At 42.3% G+C, this 21,804-nt stretch carries 13 protein-coding genes; all 13 read left to right on the forward strand.

Features of this window, described 5'->3' with window-relative positions; translation table 11 throughout:
- Window position 1: 1 nt before the first annotated feature.
- Window positions 2-3,517: a SusC/RagA family TonB-linked outer membrane protein gene (locus tag E0E36_RS05705; protein WP_130855089.1), complete on the forward strand. Its 3,516-nt coding sequence runs from the start codon at window positions 2-4 to the stop codon at window positions 3,515-3,517.
- 11 nt (window positions 3,518-3,528) lie between these two features.
- Window positions 3,529-5,367: a RagB/SusD family nutrient uptake outer membrane protein gene (locus E0E36_RS05710; RefSeq protein ID WP_207303723.1), complete on the forward strand. Its 1,839-nt coding sequence runs from the start codon at window positions 3,529-3,531 to the stop codon at window positions 5,365-5,367.
- A 47-nt stretch (window positions 5,368-5,414) separates the two neighbouring features.
- Window positions 5,415-6,263 (forward strand): endonuclease/exonuclease/phosphatase family protein, encoded by an 849-nt coding sequence (locus E0E36_RS05715; RefSeq protein WP_130855090.1) that lies wholly within the window; start codon window positions 5,415-5,417, stop codon window positions 6,261-6,263.
- A gap of 171 nt (window positions 6,264-6,434) precedes the next feature.
- Window positions 6,435-7,568 carry an acyltransferase family protein gene (locus E0E36_RS05720; RefSeq protein ID WP_130855091.1) on the forward strand — a complete coding sequence of 378 codons (1,134 nt, stop codon included), beginning with the start codon at window positions 6,435-6,437 and terminating at the stop codon, window positions 7,566-7,568.
- 161 nt (window positions 7,569-7,729) lie between these two features.
- Window positions 7,730-10,009: a WG repeat-containing protein gene (locus tag E0E36_RS05725; protein WP_130855092.1), complete on the forward strand. Its 2,280-nt coding sequence runs from the start codon at window positions 7,730-7,732 to the stop codon at window positions 10,007-10,009.
- Between the two features lies 1 nt (window position 10,010).
- Window positions 10,011-12,599, forward strand: a complete 2,589-nt coding sequence (locus E0E36_RS05730; protein WP_130855093.1) for a WG repeat-containing protein — start codon at window positions 10,011-10,013, stop codon at window positions 12,597-12,599.
- Window positions 12,600-12,772: 173 nt separating this feature from the next.
- Window positions 12,773-13,651, forward strand: a complete 879-nt coding sequence (locus E0E36_RS05735; RefSeq protein WP_130855094.1) for a LamG domain-containing protein — start codon at window positions 12,773-12,775, stop codon at window positions 13,649-13,651.
- Window positions 13,652-14,104: 453 nt separating this feature from the next.
- Window positions 14,105-15,238, forward strand: a complete 1,134-nt coding sequence (locus E0E36_RS05740) for a glycoside hydrolase family 88/105 protein (RefSeq protein WP_130855095.1) — start codon at window positions 14,105-14,107, stop codon at window positions 15,236-15,238.
- A 113-nt stretch (window positions 15,239-15,351) separates the two neighbouring features.
- Window positions 15,352-16,659 (forward strand): Gfo/Idh/MocA family protein, encoded by a 1,308-nt coding sequence (locus E0E36_RS05745; protein WP_130855096.1) that lies wholly within the window; start codon window positions 15,352-15,354, stop codon window positions 16,657-16,659.
- Window positions 16,660-16,673: 14 nt separating this feature from the next.
- Entirely contained in the window at window positions 16,674-18,623 is a 1,950-nt protein-coding gene (locus E0E36_RS05750; protein WP_130855097.1) for a glycoside hydrolase family 43 protein, read from the forward strand.
- A gap of 133 nt (window positions 18,624-18,756) precedes the next feature.
- The gene (locus E0E36_RS05755; protein WP_242627132.1) at window positions 18,757-20,091 is read left to right on the forward strand and encodes a BNR repeat-containing protein; all 1,335 of its coding nucleotides are present in this window, start codon (window positions 18,757-18,759) and stop codon (window positions 20,089-20,091) included.
- Window positions 20,092-20,100: 9 nt separating this feature from the next.
- Window positions 20,101-21,057: a glycoside hydrolase family 43 protein gene (locus E0E36_RS05760; RefSeq protein WP_130855098.1), complete on the forward strand. Its 957-nt coding sequence runs from the start codon at window positions 20,101-20,103 to the stop codon at window positions 21,055-21,057.
- 278 nt (window positions 21,058-21,335) lie between these two features.
- Window positions 21,336-21,770, forward strand: coding sequence for a hypothetical protein (locus E0E36_RS05770; protein ID WP_013664096.1), 435 nt, complete (start codon window positions 21,336-21,338; stop codon window positions 21,768-21,770).
- Window positions 21,771-21,804 lie beyond the last annotated feature (34 nt).

Genomic DNA, 21,804 nt, shown 5'->3' on the forward strand with positions numbered 1-21,804 from the left:
GATGAACAATCGAATACCTAACTATCTAAACTTTATGCTGAAAGCGTTCAGCACTGGTTGCTTTGCTTTGTCGGTGGTGCTGTGGAGTTATAGCCTTGTTTGCGCCAACACGGTGAAGGCTCAAGAGCTATCGAAGACACTGGTGAAGCTCCATTTACGTAACAAGTCGCTCAAAGAAGTCTTGCAACAGTTGGAACGGGAAAGTGATTTCCGATTTGTGTACAGCGATGGGGCGATTCCGAAAAACAAGTCGCTTTCGCTCGAAATGGAAGGCACAATGGCCGAAGCACTAAATAAGATTTCGGCGCAAACGCATACGCGTTATGAGCAACAGGGAAACAACCTGGTAGTAACCTATAATCCTCCTAGGCAGATGATGCCACTTTCCGGAAAGATTGTGGACGACCAAGGAATGGCCTTGCCCGGTGCAAGTTTACGTATCCGTGAACTGAACAGGAGCACGGCGGCTAACGAAGAAGGGAACTACCTGATTTCTGTTCCGGCAGGCACTTATACCTTGGAGGTATCCTATGTGTCTTTTGAAACACAGGTGCGAAATGGGGTAGTGGTGGAGGAAGGTAAACCTACGACGGCCGACTTTCAGTTGAAAGCGAAAGGCGGCGAGTTAAATGAGGTAGTGGTTGTAGGATATGGCACGCAAAAGAAAGTAAACTTGACCGGTGCGGTAGATCAGGTGGGCAGTGAAGTATTTGAAGGGCGCGTGGCCGCTAATGCAACGCAAATGTTGGCAGGTGCCGTACCGAACTTAAACATCAATTTACAGGACGGGAAACCGACTCGTTCGCCGAGCTATAATGTGCGAGGTACCACCTCTATTGGTCAGGGTGGAAGCGCCTTGATATTGATTGATGGTGTTGAAGGTGATCCTTCGACCTTGAACCCAAACGATATTGAGTCGGTATCGGTCCTGAAAGACGCTTCCTCAGCAGCGGTATACGGTTCGCGCGGTACCTTCGGTGTCGTGTTGATTACAACCAAAAAAGCAGCTTTAGGAAAGACCTCTTTTACTTACAGCGGGAACACGTCCATGCAACAACTAGCGACGCAACCGGATTTTGTGACCGATGGCTACACCTACGCTTCGCACTTTTTTGAAGCTTATAATGCATGGAACAACTACTCGTCGGTGCCGAGTAAGTTAAATAAGACACAAATCTTTACGCTCGATTGGCTGGAAGAGTTTAAAAGGAGGAAAGAGCAGGGCATTACCGAAGAGGTAACCGTAAATGATAATGGTGAATATGTATATTATGGTAATGCGGATTACTTTGGCACCTTGTTGAAAGATAGAACGTGGGCGCAGGACCATAATCTATCTGTATCGGGTACAACGGAAAAATCAGATTTTTATTTATCGGGGCGTCTGTATGACTATAACGGTATTTATCGCTATAATACAGATGATTACAATAGCTATAACCTACGCGCAAAGGGCGGCTTACAGGTAACTGATTGGCTACGGATCAGCAATAATATGGATTTTAATTTATCTAAATATCATGATCCGCAAACGGCCGGTGAAGGAGGGAATATATGGCGCAATATTGACGATGAAGGGCACCCCACGTCGCCCATCTTCAATCCTGACGGTACTTTATCCTATTCTGCGGCTTACACGGTGGGCGACTTTATCTATGGCAAGAACGGTGTGGATAGCAAAAACGATAATTTACGGAATACGACTTCTTTTGAAACGAAGTTCTTTAATAACAGTTTCCATATCCGTGGGGATCTTACTTTCCGTAATCGCGATTTTACGTCTACGCGGATTAGGGTGCCCGTACCTTATAGCGTGAAGGAGGGAGAAACTCTGCTGTTACGTACTTCTTTCAACGATAACATTTATCAGCTTACCGAGAAGTGGCGCTACTTGTTTACGAATCTATACGCGGATTATGAAAAAACTTGGGGCGATCATTATTTTAAAGGTTTGGTAGGTTATAACTATGAGCAGCGGGTCTACGATGCCAATTATATTACCAAGAATGGTTTGTTAACAGAAAATACCGAAAATATTAACTTGGCTTTAGGCGAATCCGTAACAGCTACAGCGGGGTATAATAAGTATCGGATTGCGGGTGTCTTTTTCCGTGCGAATTATATTTTTAAGGATAAATACCTCTTTGAAGTGAACGGTCGTTACGATGGGTCTTCGAAGTTTCCGACCGATGAGCAATGGGCCTTCTTCCCTTCGGCTTCGGTTGGCTGGCGCCTTTCGCAGGAGTCTTTCTGGAATGTTAATCCGAAGGCCATTTCGGATGTGAAGTTACGGGCATCCTACGGTTCTCTTGGAAATGGAAACATCGATCCTTATACCTTCTTAAATACGTATAACATTACAACACAGGGTATTATTTTGAATGGGGCTAAAAATCCCGTAACCTCAAGGCCAACCATACGGCCTGATAACTTGACCTGGGAGACGGCTCGTACAGCTAACTTTGGTTTGGATTTGGTAGCACTAAATAGCAAGCTGACTTTTACCGGTGATATTTATACGCGCAAAACCTTGAATATGTATACGGTTGGTCCTACTTTACCGGATATTTTCGGAGCAGAATCACCAAAGGGTAACTACGCCGACTTAACCACGAATGGATATGAGATATCGATCGGTTATAATGACCAATTTAATATAGCCAACAAACCGTTCCGCTTCAGTGTAAAAGCCGGTTTGGCGGATTACCGTTCGACGATCGACAGGTATAATAATACCACGGGAGCTATTACCGACTATTATGCCGGGCAACGTGTAGGGGATGTTTGGGGCTATGTAACCCAAGGTCTCTTCCAATCGCAGGAAGAAATTGACGCAGCACCTAAACAAACTTTGATTAAATCTTCAAACTCGGGTGTGGTATATCCGGGAGATGTACGCTTTGCGGATTTAGATGGTAATGGCGTTATTGATTATGGTTCGAATACACTGAGCGATCATGGCGACAAGACTATTATTGGTAATACTGAACCGCGTTATATCTATAACTTCAACCTGAATTTAAATTATAGTAACTTTTATGTATCGGCGTTCTTTCAGGGTGTAGGTAAACAGGATTGGTATCCAAGTAACGAGTCGATTTTCTGGGGGCAGTTCAACCGGCCTTATAATAACTTGCCAACGTGGCACCTGAACAATTACTGGACGGAGGATAATCGGGACGCTTACTTACCCCGTTACGCCGGTTATAATACTTCCATACAAAATACGGCGCAAACTCGTTACCTGCAAAGCGTTGCTTATCTACGCTTGCGTAACCTGCAGGTAGGATACAATTTGCCTAAAGCCTTTGTACAAAAAGCCGGTCTGCAAGCGGTACGGGTAGGTTTATCCGGTGAGAATCTTTTTACTTGGTCGCCTTTATACAAGCACACCAAGGATATCGATGTAGCGAATATTGGTAAGTCTGATGAAGATGTCAGCAACTCCAATTCCGGAGATGGCTTTAATTATCCAACGATGCGCAGTGTAAGTTTTAATCTGTTAATCAACTTTTAAGATAAACAATCATGTTGAAAGAAATATATAGCGATAGCGGGTCGCAAAACAAGAAATCGAAACGCAATTGTACATTTAAAGTGATGAAAAGAAAGTGGATTCTATTGGCCATGGCAGCATTGGCGTTTTCATCTTGCGAATTGAATGAAACGCCTAAGGCTACCGCAACGGAAGAAGATGTTTTTGGGAGCGAAAATGGCTTAGCGGCTTATAGCCGCTCTTTCTATGGCATGCTGCCTGATGCAAGCAATGCTTATAATAGGGATGCAATGGCGGATTATGGCGCAGTAAATAACCTCAACAGCTTTATCCGCGAAGGCGGTTACTCTCCGGAGACAAGTGATGGTTGGAGCTGGGGTGATCTTAGGAATATCAATTATTTCATCGAACATTGCACTGATCCCAATGTGAGTGAAGCTGTACGCAATAATTACATAGGAATTGCCCGTTTCTTCCGTGCCTATTTTTATCTTGATAAGGTTATGCGATTTGGAGATGTGCCTTGGGTAGATCATGCTTTGGGTATTGACGAAACGGACATTTTATATGGGACAAGGGATTCGCGCGCCGTGGTAATGGAGCATGTGATGGAAGATTTGGATTTTGCTTCGCAAAATATTTCATCTACCAGCTCGGACGGATCACTGATAACGAAATGGACCGCTTTAGGCCTGAAAACAAGGGCAGCGCTATTTGAAGCTTCCTATCGGAAATATCACCCGGAGTTGAATTTCCAGGAAAGTGCCAATACTTTTTATCAATATGTAGTAGATGCCGCTACGGAATTAATGGAGAATGGCCCTTATTCTTTGTACACAGGTGCCGGTGTGGAAGGTTCGCAGCGGGCATTATTTATCAGTGACGCACCGCTTACGCAGGAAGTAATGTGGGCGGTAACAATGAGCGAGGATCTGGCGGTAATGAGCAGCGCCAACTGGTGGTGGACATCAGCAACCTACGGTCCGCGTTATAGCTTAGTACGTCCTTTTATTAATACCATTTTGAATCTTGATGGAACGCCTTATACCAGCCGGACAGATTTTCAAACGGAGGAATTTTATGACGAGTGCCAGAATCGTGACTACCGTTTAGCGCAGCTGATCCGCACCCCTGGATATTCTCGTAAGGGAGTGGCAGCACCGCCTAATTTTAGCAGCCATACCTATACAGGTTATCAGCCCATCAAATATATCTTGGACGACCCTCACTATGATAATGGAGCGTACAATACGAACGCGATCCCTTTAATGCGCTATGCGGAAATACTGCTGAATTTTGCGGAGGCGAAGGCTGAGCTAGGTACGTTAACGGATGCAGACTGGGCAAAATCGATCGGAGCATTGCGCGCACGCGCGGGTATTACCGGTGGTTTGACCACCTTGCCAACAACGGTGGACACTTATTTACAGCAAACCTTTTTTCCGGACATAAGTAACCCGATTATCTTGGAAGTTCGTCGCGAGCGACAAGTGGAATTGGCGCTGGAAGGTTTTCGTTTTAACGATTTGAAACGTTGGAAGCATGGCGAGCTCATGGCTAATTTGCAATGGTCGGGAATTTATGTGCCGGCACTGAATGTACTGATGGATCTTGACCATAATGGTAGCTATGATGTGGTATTCTATGATGGCAATACCGAAGGCCCAACAATCGCGGTACCGAGTGGTTGTGCGAAGGTAGCAATTGGCGGGAAAAGTACAAATTACCAGACATTAACGGCAAATAGGCATTTGGAATGGTTTAAAGCACAGCCTAGAAAATGGTATGAGGATGGCCGGCAGTACCTGTATCCTATTCCATCGACGGCCATTGTTAAAAATAACAACTTAAGCCAAAACCCGGGATGGTAAAGTTTTTTTAATTTTAAATAAATAAAATGATCCTTAAAAGAGTTAAGATGAAAAGAAAGATAATAGGCGTATTGTGTCTCCTTATTATAGGTATATCAACATTACAGGCGCAACAATTAAGAGTGGCTACCTTTAATGTACGCTACGCTAATCCGGGTGATACCGGTAACTTATGGGAGGACAGAGCGCCTGTAGTGGCTGCTTTGATCGACTTTCATGATTTTGACATCTTTGGTACCCAAGAAGCACTGAAGAGGCAATTGGACGATATCAGTGCCGCTTTGCCTGAATACCAACGGTATGGTCTAGGCAGAGATGACGGACAGGAAGGGGGCGAGCATTCGGCTATCTATTTTAAAAAAGATCGATTCTTTTTATTAAAGAAAGGCGATTTCTGGTTGTCAGAAACACCGGATAAGCCGAGCTTTGGTTGGGATGCAAAATCGCATAAGCGCATATGCTCGTGGGTGCAGCTGCGCGATAAGAAAAGCAAGCGGGAGTTTTTTGTGTTTAATGCGCATTACGATCATCAAGGTGTACAGGCCCGTAAGGAAAGCAGTAAGTTGATCTTAAATAAGATCAAGGAAATTGCCCAAGGCGCTCCGACAATCTTTACGGGAGATATGAACGGCTCTGAAGAAACGGAATGGTATCAAGCTTTAGCACAGTCGGCTTTGCTGAAGGATACGCAAAAGCTGGTAGCGAAACCGTATAAGCCCAATGCTTCGTTCAATGGTTTTGGCAACGAAAAGTCTCTACAGGCAACGGCAATCATTGATCATATTTTTGTTACCAAAGATTTTAAGGCCCTTAAATGGGGTGTGCTGACGGATACTTACCACGGTAAGTTTCCGTCAGACCACTTTCCGGTGATGGTGGATCTGGAAATCAAATAATGTTTGTAATATTCCGAAAAAACCCTCCGCAATGGAGGGTTTTTTTTCAAATTGAATCTCCTGTTATATGCGTTCCTTACCACGGCTATATTCGTGGTTATCAGTAAAAAGCAATTTCGCTGAATGATATGCCAAAATATCTGAATAGCTTTTCCTTGAAATAGCTTACCTATGCATCTTAACCAAGATGAAGCCACTATGCCTCAGGAGCCTAAAATTAGGTATTTGCAAAGCAAGCCTCATTATGATCTACTGGATGGTTTACGGGGAACGGCGGCTATTACAATTGTCGTTTTTCATTTTCTGGAATTTGTATACCCTGACTATAGTCAAAATTTTTTAGGACACGGCTTTTTAGCAGTTGATTTTTTCTTCTGCTTATCGGGTTTTGTCATTGGTTATGCTTATGATGAACGAATAACTAAAATTGGTCCCTGGCAATTTTTTAAGGCAAGGCTTATTCGTTTGCATCCGCTCGTTTTATTGGGGTCTGTATTGGGATTACTTGGCGTTTGGATTGACCCTTTTTCCGACATAGGTTATGATGCAGGGCAGCTCTCGCTCATTTTTATTTTTTCGGTGTTGTTGGTTCCTTATCCCGTTATGCCCGATCGCGGTTATGGTCTGTTTGGACTGAATACACCTTCGTGGTCGTTATTTTTTGAGTATGTAGCGAATATTGTTTACGCTCTTTGGCTCTATAAAATAAGTCGCCAAACCTTATTCCTGCTCTGGTTAGCGGCAATGATTTGGCTTGGTTGGGTGAGTTATGAAGCAGGTACTTTGATCGGTGGTTGGGATGGAAAAAGCGCTTGGGATGGTGCTGCGCGTATTGCCTATTCTTTTTTAGCTGGTCTGCTTGTATATCGTTCGAACTGGTTGGTTAAAAATAAAATGGGCTTTGTTGGGCTTTCCATTTTGCTATTGCTTGCTTTTATAGTTCCATATTTTAAATGGAACTGGTTGGTAGAAGTCGGTATTGTTGTGTTTTATTTCCCTTTGCTACTAACCTTGGGCGTGGGAACAAAGCTTTCGGAAGGCATGAGGTCACTTTGTGTATTTTTCGGCAAAATATCTTATCCTTTATATATGACTCATATTCCCATGATATGGATATTCGGCAATTATTACAATAGTCATCAGGTAGACACGCTTCGGCTGACTTTCATTATAATTCTTGGAACTGCCTTTTCTTTAGGTTTAGCCTATGTTATTATGAGATTGTTTGATACACCCGTTAGGAAATGGTTGCAGTTGAAACAACGACGTGCAGTAATGAGCTCCTCGAACATAGATAAGAAGTAGACCGGCGAATATGCTGTAAGGCGGTTAATCATCTCATTAATATTAAGCGTATGTCTTCGTTTTTAAGATTGCATTTGCGGCATTAAACATGACGGTTACTATTCCGGAATTCCCCGAAATCAGGGATTTACGCAATAGTTTATGCTGCTTACTTTTGATTCATGAATAAACGCTATTTGTTGCTTCTATATTTCATGGTTCATCTGTCAGTTTTTGGGCAGACACCTGCAGTAGTGGATGCTATTGATTTTTCGTCGTATGAAACCTTTCCGGAAGTACAGTTGGATGGCAAGAGATATCTGTATTTACCGGAGGCGAACTTGCTAATTGATAAAGTAGAAAACAGCACCGGAAATATGTTAAGTGTGATAAAGGATGGCATGTACGGCGCTGTGGATAAAAATGGGAAAATCCTTGCGGCTATCGAATACGACGGTATTGAGTTGAAAGACGAGTATAAAGGACAATGGTATGAAGGAATAAGTTACGATTATGAGTTTATTATAACCGAAAAAGAGGGCAAATATGGCGTTATAAATGTCAAGGGTCGTGAGATTAGCCCACCTCAATATGACGGGATAGAGATTATTAATAAGGATTTAATAGGAGTTAAACAACACGGCAAATGGGGGTGGACTGCTGCAGAGGATGGTCATGTCATCCAACAGCCTATTTATGACGAAGTGCGTAAATGCTACTTGAATGATAAGTGTGTGGCGATTTATCTAGGAGATAAGCAAGGAATGGCAAAGGCGGATGGAACCGTTATTATTCCACCTAAATACGTTTTTCTTTCGAATCTTTATACACATTCGGCATCCTACATTGCTTGTTCTGAAAACGGATTATATGGTGTTTTGGATCAAGGGGGAAAGGCGCTTACGTCTACTCAATTTGAGGCGGTATCCTCTTTAGGTGACATTGATTTAATAAAGGTGAAACAAGGAGGTAAATTTGGGGCTATTAACACGCAAGGCAATTGGATTATTCCTGCTGAATACGACCAAATCGACGACTTTGTTAAGCGTTTGGCGATTGTTGCAAAGGATGGGAAACAAGCGGTTGTGGATAGCAGCGGAAAATTGCTCGTCCCTTTTGGCTATGATGAGATTGAATTTCAGGATGCGGAAGGACAACCCGTATTTCCTGCTGCAGCGGCGGTAATGGCGCCCATATCTTATGGGGCTGAGTTGTCGGAGGTAGCTTTAAAGGAGCAAGCAAAAAGGAAAGCAATAGCTGCATTACCCTATACCATTTATGTACAACGGGGCGATCAAAGTAATCGGCTCGACTGGTCCGGTAAACCTATATTTCCGCCCAATCAATTGTTGACGACTGATCCCTTTATCCAAGGAGGAAAATCTTACTATCGCGTTTTCACAAAAGATTTATATGGTGTATATGATGCAGAGGGGGAAGAGATTTTACCGACGAAGTATCACTTACCGCAGGATCAATATGCAATGACGACGGACTATAACCTAGGCGGAATCGATTTGTCCGATTCATCGTTCGTCCCTATATATGATGGTGAAAAGCTGGGCCTATTTAATTTAGTGCAAAAGTCCTTTATAGTTCCTGTGGCTGATCAAAAAATCAGCTGGATTAGCCGACATTATTTGGTTGTGACCCGTAAACTACAGGATAGGGACTACGCCTATGAGGCAGCGCTTTACAACAGCGAGGGGCAATGTGTCAGGGGTTTTGATGCCAATGTTTACGATTATCATCCTGTTAGTGAAAATTTCTTCCTGCTGGAGCGGGAAGACCAAAGTTTACAACTGATAAATGGCGATGGAAAGGTCGTCTATGAAAATCCAAGTTGGAAGGGCAGTTTGCGAAAGCAGGGCTTCGGCTTACCTATTAATGAAAATCAGGATGCAGTTCCGTTTGAAAGCGGCCTGCTAAAAATAAGCGGTGATCAGCACAACCTTTTCATCGATTTGCAGGCTAGAGAAAGGCGCTTTGCAGGATACACGGCGGTGGGAAATTTTTATAAGGGGCTAGCCTTCGTCGTGAAAAAAGCGGAGGATGGAAAGGATCGCTACGGGGTAATCAATAAAGATGGGAAAGAGCTAATTCCGGCAAAACTGGAACAAATCAATACCGTATACGACCACCCCAATTTATTGCTGGTACGCCAAGATAATCAATACGGGCTGTGGAGTCGAGAAGGGAAATTCTTATTAAACCTAGAATACGATGATATAGAAATCAATAGTTCGCAACGCTATGTGCGAATTGTGAAAAACGGTAAAATTGGTTTGGCAACTAAAGACGGGGAAATAGTGCTTGCCCCAAAATATGATGAGTTATTTGTTAACTATGAGGGTGATGAGCACACTTGGCCCGTCTTGGTAAAAGAGAGGGAGTGGTATCACATCGTAGCCAAGGACGGAACGATTTATCCAATAAAGACGCAGAAAAAAGGAGCTTATTAATATGGGAAGATACTTTTATATCGTTGTTTGGCTTTTGCTTCCCATACTTGGCGCAGGGCAAGGGAAGGAAAATGACAGTCAAGGATCGATAGCTGGCCAAGTTGAACAGCTGACCAGTTTGGCTTCTTTTTATCATGGTTATGCACGCGTTAAGAAAGGAGAAAAAGAATACTATATAAACAAACAGGGCGGGAAGGCTTTTGATACAGTAGTTCCGAACGCAAATGTCATGTTAGGGAATAAAGACGATATCGCCGCCTATGATGAGTCTGTTAAAAGTGAACTACTACCAACTAAGGTAATCCCCTTTATAAAGGACGGGAAATGGGGAGTGATGAACCCACGGGGTGAAGTTTTATTGAAGGCAGCGTATGACAGTGTGGGAGTTGATAATCCCTATTACTGGAAATTGAAGAAGGCTAACGAAATTTCCTTCTACCTTAAAGGGGGAAAGATGTTGCCGTTTTTTGAGGATGCCGGCTATTTAGATGGTAATTACTTTGATGTAAAACAACAAGGAAAGTGGGGTATTTACAGCTTCAAAGAGCAAAAGTTGGTAATACCGGCCATCTTTGATGCCTTTGATTACTGCGGTGGTTGTGGAAGAAAACCTTCTTATGTATATGCAAGTCATAATGGTAAGTGGGGTATTCTGGATTGGAACGGAAAAGAACTACTTCCCTTTGTTTATGAACATGGTCACTATGGCATGCGGAGCGATAATTGGGTAGAATCTTTTACGAAGAATGGGAAGCGCTTAATTGTACATATTCCCACTAGAAAAGAATTCCTGGCAGATGAACAGGACGATTATCCTAAAATCGTTGCAGGTCTTTTGCTGGTTAAAGAAATTATAAACGTAGCGCATCGGCAAACTGTTAAAACAGGAAATAATGGTTCTATGGCGCGATATGGTATTGGTATCTACGGGCAGGATGGAGAAATGGTTTCACCGCCACAGTATGAATGGATCGACGAACCGAATGCTAATTCTTACCTAGGGTATTATGGACCTTATCTTCTCGCAAAAGCCGATGGTAAGATGGGTGTTGTTAACCACTCGGGGAAATGGGTACTGCCGGCTCAATATGATGATGTAAAGGTTTATGATGATTATTTTGTAGCTAGAAAGGATAACCTGGCCATCTTATTTGACAAGAATCAAAAAGAACTATTGCAGGTCAATAATGCAGAAATTACGCATGCCAACGAGTATTTCTACTCCAATGGTAGTGATGGTTTAGCCGTTTTTAAAGTTAAGCAGCGTGCTTACTACGGTCTTTATTTCGTGGACAACGTAAGGTATTACCCGCCGGAGTTTTATGACGTGGATATCAAAGCTAAATTTGATGGTGAAAATCGAAACTTGATTGTGGGGGAAAAGCAAGGGCTTTTTACGGTATTCGATGCTCATGGAAATTTGTTGATACCGGGACAGTATAATGGCTTCTCTTTTTTGGAAAGCTTACCGGATTCGTTAGCGGAAATTGTGCGGGGTAAGAAAGTGGGCCTATATAACGTGAAATCACAAAAGGAAGTTATACCGCCTGTTTACGACCATTTTGAGCTGATGGGACCGCAGCACGAATTGATAATGACAACGAAAGGGGACTATGATAAACCTGCCTATGAATTTTGGAACCTACAGGGACAAAAAATTATTGGTAAAACCTTCACCGACAAGGACACCATAAACACCCAATATTGTCTGTTAAAAAACGACCAAAACGGTTATTCACTGTTTAATGTAGAAACGAAGCAAGTTCGATTTTTAGATTACGCTTATGTTTGGAAGGTGGGCTCGTCGCGTCTGCTCTTTGTATCAGATGATGGGAGAAAGGGGAAGCTTTTTGATATTTTGGAGGATAGAGAGCTTGGGACCGTTTATGATGCCAGTCAGTTTAACTTTGAATTGAATGGCGAACGGAATACCACCTATGTTACGCTGTTTCCTTTCAAAAATGGTTTTGCAAAGATCGTAAAACATGGAGAATATGGTTTTATAGATGAAAAAGGAAAGGAGCTTCTACCTCCAAAATATGCCAAGGTATCGGATTTCAACGGAGCAGGGCTTGCCGTTGTAGTTGATGCCCGGAAGCTCCAAGAAATGGGTTATAACAACCGGCTGTGGCCCGTAAATATCATCGATAAGAGCGGGCGAACTTTACTTTCTGAAGGTTATGTAGCGCCTGATCTACAATTTTCGGATTTTTCTGAACTGTTTCTGAACGATAAAATATTGCTTTTTAAAATGCTTTCACATACGAGCGAATTGCGCGTTGGCCTAGCCGATAGTAAGGGGCAAGTGCTATTGGAGCCGATTTACAATGACATCATTCCGACGAAGAATAATCGCCTACTTTTACTAAAGAAAGGAGCTAAATTCGGATTGGCCACCTTTGAAGGAAAGATTATAGTTCCGGTGCAGTATGCAAACATGGGCTTGGGAAATGGTGCTTTTTATACGAGTTCGGACAGCGTCGATATGTTTCCGGTACCGGTCTTCAACGACGATAAATGGTTCTATATTGATGAGACAGGCAAAAAACTACCCCTTGAAGCAGCTAATTTAGATGATTTACTGTATTAAACTATATTGTACACTTATATAAATATTCCGACGGCAAACTGATCATCGTTATGGTTTCTGTTAACGGATTTGCCCCCTGAATTGTATGAGTATACCCCCCTTGTTTGCAGAGTGCACTCCGTAGGTTTGTGTGATAAAACCAATTTTTAGTATAAACACAAATATGAACCAAAATGAATGTACCTATTTTATTTAAAAAGCTAGGATGGATGATTCCAGTGGGATCGCTGTTCTTTGCCTGTTCAAAGCAGGAGCTGGGTGAAGTAAAAACAAGTTCAGGTGTTGATGGCAAATTAAGCAACACGGAGAATGTAGTGTTACAGCAAAGTCCCGTGGTCTTGGTTGACGCTTCTTCATTTAACAATTACACAACCTTTGAGCAAAAATGGAATTATCTTTATCCCTGGGGCAGTGATCATAATGGGACGGCACGCATGTACGGAAGTTCTACCGATCATAATCACATTTATTTAACAGGAACGGACTTAAATATTTTGGCTACCCGAATAAACTGGAATGAAGGAAATAGTCCGCATGATCCGTATCTACCCATTCGCTACCATTCGGGTGCTATTCATTTAAAGGAGAAGATAACTTTTACCGACGCGCTTCCCTATTGGGAAATCCGAGGTGATTTTCAAGTGCCAACGGTTCGTGGTTCTTGGCCGGCCTTCTGGTTAACAGGTGCCGATAGCTGGCCTCCGGAAAGCGATATAATGGAGTTTAAGGGCGATAGCCGAAATTGGCAGAATACCGCTACGGGGCCTAGTTGGCAAAATGTTACTTGGCAAAATAAGATTACCCCGGTAACCAACGCCGGTAATTGGCATAATTATATGCTACGCGTACGTCGCGTGTCGGCGACACATGTCGATTTAGATTACTATATAGACAATCAACTCATGGCCACACACCGCGCCGATTTTATGAATAAGCCTTTTTGGTTGATTATTAATATGCAAATGGAAGGATCAAGCGGAGAACCCGGGCCGCAAGAAGCTTTAATGAAAGCAAGAAATATTTATGTAGCAGGGTCCACTACGGCTTTTTAATTTAATTAATAACATAGAAATCCATGCATAAATAAAGTCACCTATTTTATATTGTACTAAGTATTGAGACACTTAATATGCCGACAGGCTGTAATAAGAAGCGTAAATTGGATTCGCTGGATATAGGAACTTCGGGTGTATCAATCTTTATAAATGTATGTTGTGTTTGGTTATAATGATCGAATGTGTAACCGAATTGGTTGCACATTTCAGTTTGATCCTAATGACACCTTTGGCTGAGAGAGATACAATTAAATAGAGACGCTGTTTTACAGCAGAACCCAGGTTATAATTAATGTTAAGAGAGGTCTGCTTCATAGAGAGTCTCTATAGTTAATAAAGATCGGGTTGTTTGTTGTTCACATCGAGGAGCTCCTTAGGGAGCTTCTTTTTCCTGAATAAGGTTTGCTAACCATCGAGTGGATTACTATCTTAACGCAAATAAAATATTAAATGAAAAAGCATTTTATTCTTTTAGGAGTCATACTTTCATCGTTACTATATACTGTGTTAAATGCGCAGGAGCTGCCAGATAAAGTGGAAGTAATTAATATCATTCGCCAGGTAAATGATTATTGGCAAAGTAAACACCCCGCCAATGTACGGGCTTTTTGGGATAATGCCGCTTATCATACGGGTAATATGGAAGCCTATCAGGTTACACAGGAGGAACGCTATCGTAAATACTCGGAAGATTGGGCCATACACAACGAGTGGCAAGGCGCAAAATCCACCGATAAAGCGACTTGGAAGTATTCCTATGGAGAAACGGACGAATATGTGTTGTTTGGTGATTGGCAGATCTGTTTCCAAACGTATATTGATTTGTATAAATTGAATCCGGACGAAAGGAAAATCGCTCGTGCAAAAGAGGTTATGCAATATCAAATGAGCACCGGTAAAAACGATTATTGGTGGTGGGTTGATGGTCTTTATATGGTAATGCCTGTAATGACAAAGCTATATACCGTCACAAAAGATCAGCAATACTTGAACAAGTTGTATGCGTATTTCAGTTTTGCAAAAAACCTAATGTATGATGAAGACGCCAAGCTGTTTTATCGCGATGCTAAATACATTTATCCAAAGCATAAGACCAGCAATGGGAAAAAGGATTTTTGGGCACGGGGAGATGGTTGGCTTTTTGCAGGTTTAGCAAAGGTACTAACCGATCTACCGAAGGATGATGCCCATCGAAAGGAATATGAACAACTTTTTAAGGAGATGGCGAAGGCTGTTCGGAAGGCCCGGCAACCCGAAGGATACTGGACGCGAAGTTTGCTGGATTCACAACATGCTCCTGGTTATGAAACAAGTGGCACGGCCTTTTTTACTTATGGATACTTATGGGGGATTAATAATGGTTTGTTGAGTGAAAAGCAATATCTGCCCACCGTTAAAAAAGCATGGACTTATCTGAGCGAGGTAGCACTACAGCCTGATGGTAAAGTAGGTTATGTTCAGCCCATTGGCGAAAAAGCAATCCCTGGTCAGGTTGTCGATATCAAATCGGAAGCAAATTTCGGTGTTGGAGCGTTTCTGTTGGCTTCGGCCGAGCTTTTCCGCTATTTGGAGCGAACTAAGTGATAGCTTGTGAAGATATAAAGGTTGTAATAAATGTCTTATTTACATTTTTTGAAAACGTTGGCATTGTTGAAAAAAAGATATATTTTTGAATGGTAACCATAACGCAACCATTTATGAACAACGCAAGAAGAAACTTTATTAAAAAATCAACGGCGCTTGCCGCAGCAACAGGCTTATCAGCTGCTTTCCCTAATCTCTACAGCATTGCTGCAGGACATGCTCAGCAAAAAATCAGAATAGGGGCTATTGGGATTAACGGAATGGGCTGGGCGGATTTGAATGCGATTTTAAAACATCCGGATGTAGTATGTACGGCACTCTGTGATGTTGACAAAAATGTATTGGATAAACGAACGAAGGAACTTGCCGATCGTGGTATAAAAACGAAAGGATATAATAATTATCGAGACCTACTGGCCAGCAAGGATGTGGATGCGGTCGTAATCGGCACACCGGATCATTGGCATTGCTTGCAGATGATTGAAGCTTGTCAAGCTGGGAAGGATGTTTATGTAGAAAAACCCTTAGGCAACTCGATTACGGAATGTAAAGCCATGGTGGCTGCTGCAAAGAAATACGACCGAGTGGTGCAGGTAGGACAGTGGCAACGTAGCCAGCAGCACTTTAAAGATGCAATGGCCTTTGTTCATTCGGGAAAACTGGGTAAGATACGTTTGGTAAAAGCCTGGGCTTACCAAGGATGGATGAAAAGTATTCCGATTAAACCGGACGCCCCTGTACCGGCCGGTGTGGATTATGACCTCTGGCTGGGTCCGGCAAAAAAACGTCCTTTCAATCCTAATCGCTTCCATTTTGAGTTTAGGTGGTTCTGGGATTATGCAGGGGGATTGATGACTGATTGGGGTGTTCATATGCTTGATTATGCACTCATCGGTATGAAGGCAACTACGCCAAAATCCATTATGGCTGCAGGTGGAAAGTTCGCCTATCCGGAGGATGCCGCCGAAACACCGGATACACTGACAACGGTCTTTGAATTTGATGACTTTAACATCCAATGGGAGCATGCCAATGGCATCGATGGAGGTCCTTATGGTCGAAACCACGGGGTTGCCTTTATCGGAAATAAAGGAACATTGGTGGTGAATCGTGACGGTTGGGAGGTAATACCCGAAGGTGATCGGATGGAAGCGGTGCCATTGCAGAAGAAAGTGGATAATGGGTTGGATCTGCACGCCGTTAATTTTATCGAAGCGGTGAAAAGCCGTGATAAGGCTTCACTCAATACGCCGATTGAAGCGGGAGCTCACATTGCGATATTTTCCCAAATGGGTAATATTGCCTACCGTACAGGGAAAAAGATTTATTGGGACGAAGAAAAAGGTTCTTTTAATGATACAGATGCCGATAAGCTAATCACAGCGTCTTATAATAACGGTTATACAATACCTCAAGTCTAACAATTTAGTTGTTCATGTTATCAACCAACTCATTCCGTACACTGATTATTATTTCACTAATCCTTTTAGCACCTGCTGGCAGGCAGCTGCTTTTTGCTCAACAGGGGCCAAAGGCGATAGCTGAAAAAGATTATGTCGCCTATCTTTTCACTTACTTTACCGGAAACCGTATGGAGGAAGAGGCTGTGCGATTTGCTGTTAGCTTGGACGGCTACCATTATAAGGCGCTTAATAATGACTTACCAATACTGGATTCCAAAAAGATCAGCTCAACCGGTGGAGTGCGCGATCCTCACATCCTTCGTGGAGAGGATGGGAAAACCTTTTATATGGTACTGACAGATATGGTCTCAGCAAAAGGATGGGACTCCAATCGGGCGATGGTGTTGCTGAAGTCTACTGACTTGATCAATTGGACTTCGCACGTTGTCAATATACAGCAAAGATATGCTAATCAGGATAAGTTGTTGCGCGTATGGGCTCCGCAAACAATTTACGACCCACAGGCCGCGAAGTATATGGTATATTGGTCAATGAAATATGGTGATGAACCGGACAAGATTTATTATGCCTACGCCAATCCGGATTTCTCGGATCTGGAAGGCGAGCCGAAACAATTGTTTTTTCCTTCGAATGGGAAATCGTGTATAGATGGAGATATTGTACGGAAGGATAATACCTATTACTTATTTTATAAGACGGAAGGACATGGTAATGGCATCAAAGTAGCGAAAGCTGCTTCGCTTACGGATGGTAACTGGGAAGAATCGGTAGATTATAAACAACAAACTACAGATGCGGTGGAAGGCTCCTGCGTATTTAAGTTAATCGGAACGGATACTTATGTATTGATGTATGACGTATATGGAAAGGGCAGGTATCAATTTACAAAGAGCACCGATCTGGAACATTTCTCAGTTATTGATAATGAAGTGTCAATGAATTTCCACCCGCGGCATGGAACGGTGATGCCAATAACGAGAACAGAGTTGAAACGTCTCACAAATAAATGGGGAAATCCTGGTATCGACCTTGAATCGCTTCGTCAAAACCCGGTGTTGGAGGGTTATTATGCCGATCCGGAAATACTATACGCTCAGAAAACGAAAAAGTATTATTTGTACCCTACTAGTGACGGATTTGATCATTGGGGCGGTTATTCCTTTAAAACATTCTCGTCCGACAACTTGGTCGATTGGAAGGACGAAGGGGTTATCCTCGACTTAAAAAAGAACGTGCCTTGGGCCGGCCGCAACGCTTGGGCCCCGGCTATTGAAGAAAAGAAGATAGATGGTAAATACAAGTATTTTTATTATTACTCCGGCGCACAAAAAATCGGTGTCGCGGTAGCTAATGAACCGACAGGTCCCTTTAGGGACATTGGAAAACCTTTAATTGCTTCTAAACCAAAGGGAATAAACCGTGGACAAGAGATTGATCCCGATGTGTTTACAGATCCAAAATCGGGTAAGAGCTATTTATATTGGGGCAATGGATATATGGCTGTAGCAGAGTTGAATAAAGATATGGTTTCGATTAAGGAAAGTACGGTAAAGGTCATAACACCCGACAAAACTTTCCGTGAAGGAACGTATGTCTTTTATAGGAAGGGACTTTATTATTTTCTTTGGTCGGAAGATGATACGAGAAGCGAAAATTATCGCGTACGATACGGTACCGCAAAATCACCACTCGGACCCATAGAAATTCCGGAAAACAATTTAGTACTGGCAAAGGATCCATCGCAGGGCATCTATGGCACTGGACACAATTCCGTATTGCAGATTCCGGGTAAAGATGAGTGGTATATGGTTTATCATCGCTTTAGCAGGCCCGATGGGATCAAAATGGGAGAAGCAGCCGGTTACCATCGAGAAGTATGTATTGATAAAATGTCTTTTGACAGTGAGGGGCGGATTTTACCGGTTAAGCCAAGTCTTCATGGGATAGAAGGGGTGAAATGAATCAACTAGTTAATGTGAAATAATGGTAATGATACCTTTTCGTCCTGTTTGCCTATCGATTTGGCATGCGTGCTTACTGCTTTCGGTCCGACAAGTTAAACAGCGATCCTTTCCATCCTTGATATTATTGAGCATGCGTTTCTTATGGATACATGCTTTTCAACTTATACTACTAAGTATACTAGGCAGTGTCTTTACAAATACTAATGTGCAGGCACAAGTAAAGCCATTTACTACAATCTATCCCGTGGCAAAGGCGTGGTCAAAAAACTCAATTAATGCGATTATTTTTAGGAAGAATTCATTGGTGACCTATAAAAAGCATCAATATATCGCCTTCTATGATGAAGAAGGACAAGTGGTGTTGGGCAAAAGGAGGCTTGGTTCTGAAAATTGGTCACTAATAACCACTAGCTATTCCGGGAATGTAAAGGATGCTCACAACGTGATCAGTATAATGGTAGATGGTACGGGTTATTTGCATGTTTCTTGGGATCATCATAATAATCCGTTAAACTATTGTCGCAGCACAAAGCCGGAGTCGTTAAAATTAGGACCAAAAATGGAGATGACAGGCAGTCAGGAAAGTCGCGTTGCCTATCCTGAATTTTACAAACTGGCCAATGGCAATTTGCTTTTTACTTATAGAAACGGGGAATCCGGCAAAGGAAATCTGATTGTGAACCTTTACGATTGTAAACAACAGAAATGGACAACGCTACATGATAATTTGATTAATGGTGAAGGACAACGAAACGCTTATATCCAGACTACAGTGGATAAGGAAGGCGTCATTCATTTATCCTGGGTTTGGAGGAGTAGTGCGGACGTGTCAACCAATCACAATATGTGTTATGCACGTTCGAGAGATGGTGGACACACCTGGGAAAAAAGCAATGGTGAGCGTTACACACTCCCAATAACAGCGGGTAATGCAGAAGTGGCGGCGCGTATTCCACCTAATAGCGAGTTGATTAATCAGACATCCATGACCACGGACGATATAGGAAATCCGGTAATTGCCACCTACTGGAAAGAGTCGGCTCAAGATGTGCCGCAATATCACCTGATTTATTTGCAAAACGATTCATGGAACGTGAAGATATTGCCCTTTAGGAAGACGAATTTTACTTTGAGTGGTGTTGGAACTAAACGTATCCCTGTTTCGCGACCGCAAATTTTGGCGAGCCGATATGGTGGTAGATCGGTATTTTATATGATTTTTAGGGATGAAGAACGGAAAGGAAAAGTGTCACTTCTCAAAGTAACGAACGATCAGAATAACCACTGGGAGATTATCGATCTATTTAACGAGGATATGGGGGCGTGGGAACCAACACTTGATACAGAACTTTGGAAAAAGAAGAAAATCGTCAATCTCTATTTGCAAAAAGTTGAACAAGCAGATCTGGAGGGCCAGACGGATTTTCCTCCACAGATGGTTAACGTACTGGAATGGAAACCTTAAATTTTGTCTATGTTACTTTATAATAATTTGTTCAGGATTATAACTTTATCACTGATTCTGTTCAATGGCTTGCATGTGCTTGCAGGGAATAGAGAAGAAGAGATTTATATATTTGCCTATTTCAAGGGCAATGGAGAAGATGGACTTCATTTAGCTTATAGCAAGGATGGCTATAACTGGGATGCTTTAAAGAATGATGAGTCTTTTTTACAACCAAAATTAAGCAAGGACAAGCTGATGCGTGATCCTTGTATTATTCGAGGTGGTGATGGACTGTTTCATATGGTTTGGACAGTCAGTTGGACAGACAAAGGAATCGGCTATGCTTCTTCGAAAGATCTGATCAATTGGTCAGAGCAGCAATATATACCGGTTATGCGGAGGGAAGAAGGGGCGAGGAATTGTTGGGCGCCAGAAATAACTTACGATCCCAACTCGAAAAACTACATGATCTATTGGGCAACAACTATTCCGGGAAAATTTCCCGAAACGCAAATCGAGGCAGAAAATGCCTATAATCATAGAATGTATTGTATATACACGAAAGACTTTAAAACATACAGTGATACACGCTTACTATATGATCCCGGTTTTAATGTGATCGATGCAACGATCGCTAAAATAAACGATAAATGGATCATGTTCTTGAAAGATGAGACGAAAGAACCTGTCGAAAAGAATATAAAGATAGCCTATGCTGATCAGCTGCAAGGCCCCTATTCAAAAGCAAGTAAGCCCATCACAGGGAATTATTGGGCGGAAGGCCCGACACTTACAAAAGTAGGCGCTACTTGGCTGTTGTATTTCGATAAGTATACCGAACATCGCTATGGAGCCATCGCATCTACCGATCTGGAAAATTGGAAAGACGTGTCTGACAGGATTAATATGCCAAATGGAATCCGGCATGGTACAATTTTTAAAATCACACAAAAAGAACTACAGAAATTATTGATTGCTAAATAAAAACGCTTAATTAACAGCTATCTGCAGACAGCCATATTAAGTTTGCTTTTTTCTTACTCCCAACTCCCCATTAACTACTCCCTGCTCCCTATTAACTACTCCCTGCTCCCTATTAACTATTCCCAACTCCCCATTAACTACTCCCTGCTCCCTATTCCCTGCTCCCTATTCCCTGCTCTAAAAACCTCTTCGCTTTTCATTTGTTATTCTTATAAAAAAAACGTAACTTTAATATTACATTAAAGCTAACTTAATATAAACACTTAAAACTGAATGCTATGCTTACCCATCACGTCTCCCACAAGGGTGAAAGGCATCACCCACTTTGGTTGGAAATAACCAGAATTGTACTTTCATTGGTTATTCTTTGGAAGGGAATTGAATTCATTGCTAATATACATGTGTTTACGGATATCATGATGAATAGTTCGGTACCTGTTGCTATTCTGATGAGTGTGCTCGTACATACAATCATCGTAGCCCATATTTTTGGTGCGATAGCATTGTTTACAGGGAGTTATGTTCGTATTGCTTGTATTCTTCAGATGCCCGTTATTCTGATGGCCTTACTGTTCAGAGATCTGGCGAAGGATGTGCTTAATCCCTATGCTGCCGTTTGGGTAAGTATTGCTATCCTGTGCGCGCTTGTATTAGTGTTATGGAGAGATAAGCATGATTTTATAGATAGAGATCGTTTGCGAAATAAAGTTTAGCCAAAATATTTTCGAGAAAGTTAAACCATGGGTA

The sequence above is a fragment of the Olivibacter jilunii genome, from assembly GCF_900607235.1.
In the GTDB taxonomy this organism is placed as follows: Bacteria; Bacteroidota; Bacteroidia; order Sphingobacteriales; family Sphingobacteriaceae; genus Olivibacter; species Olivibacter oleidegradans.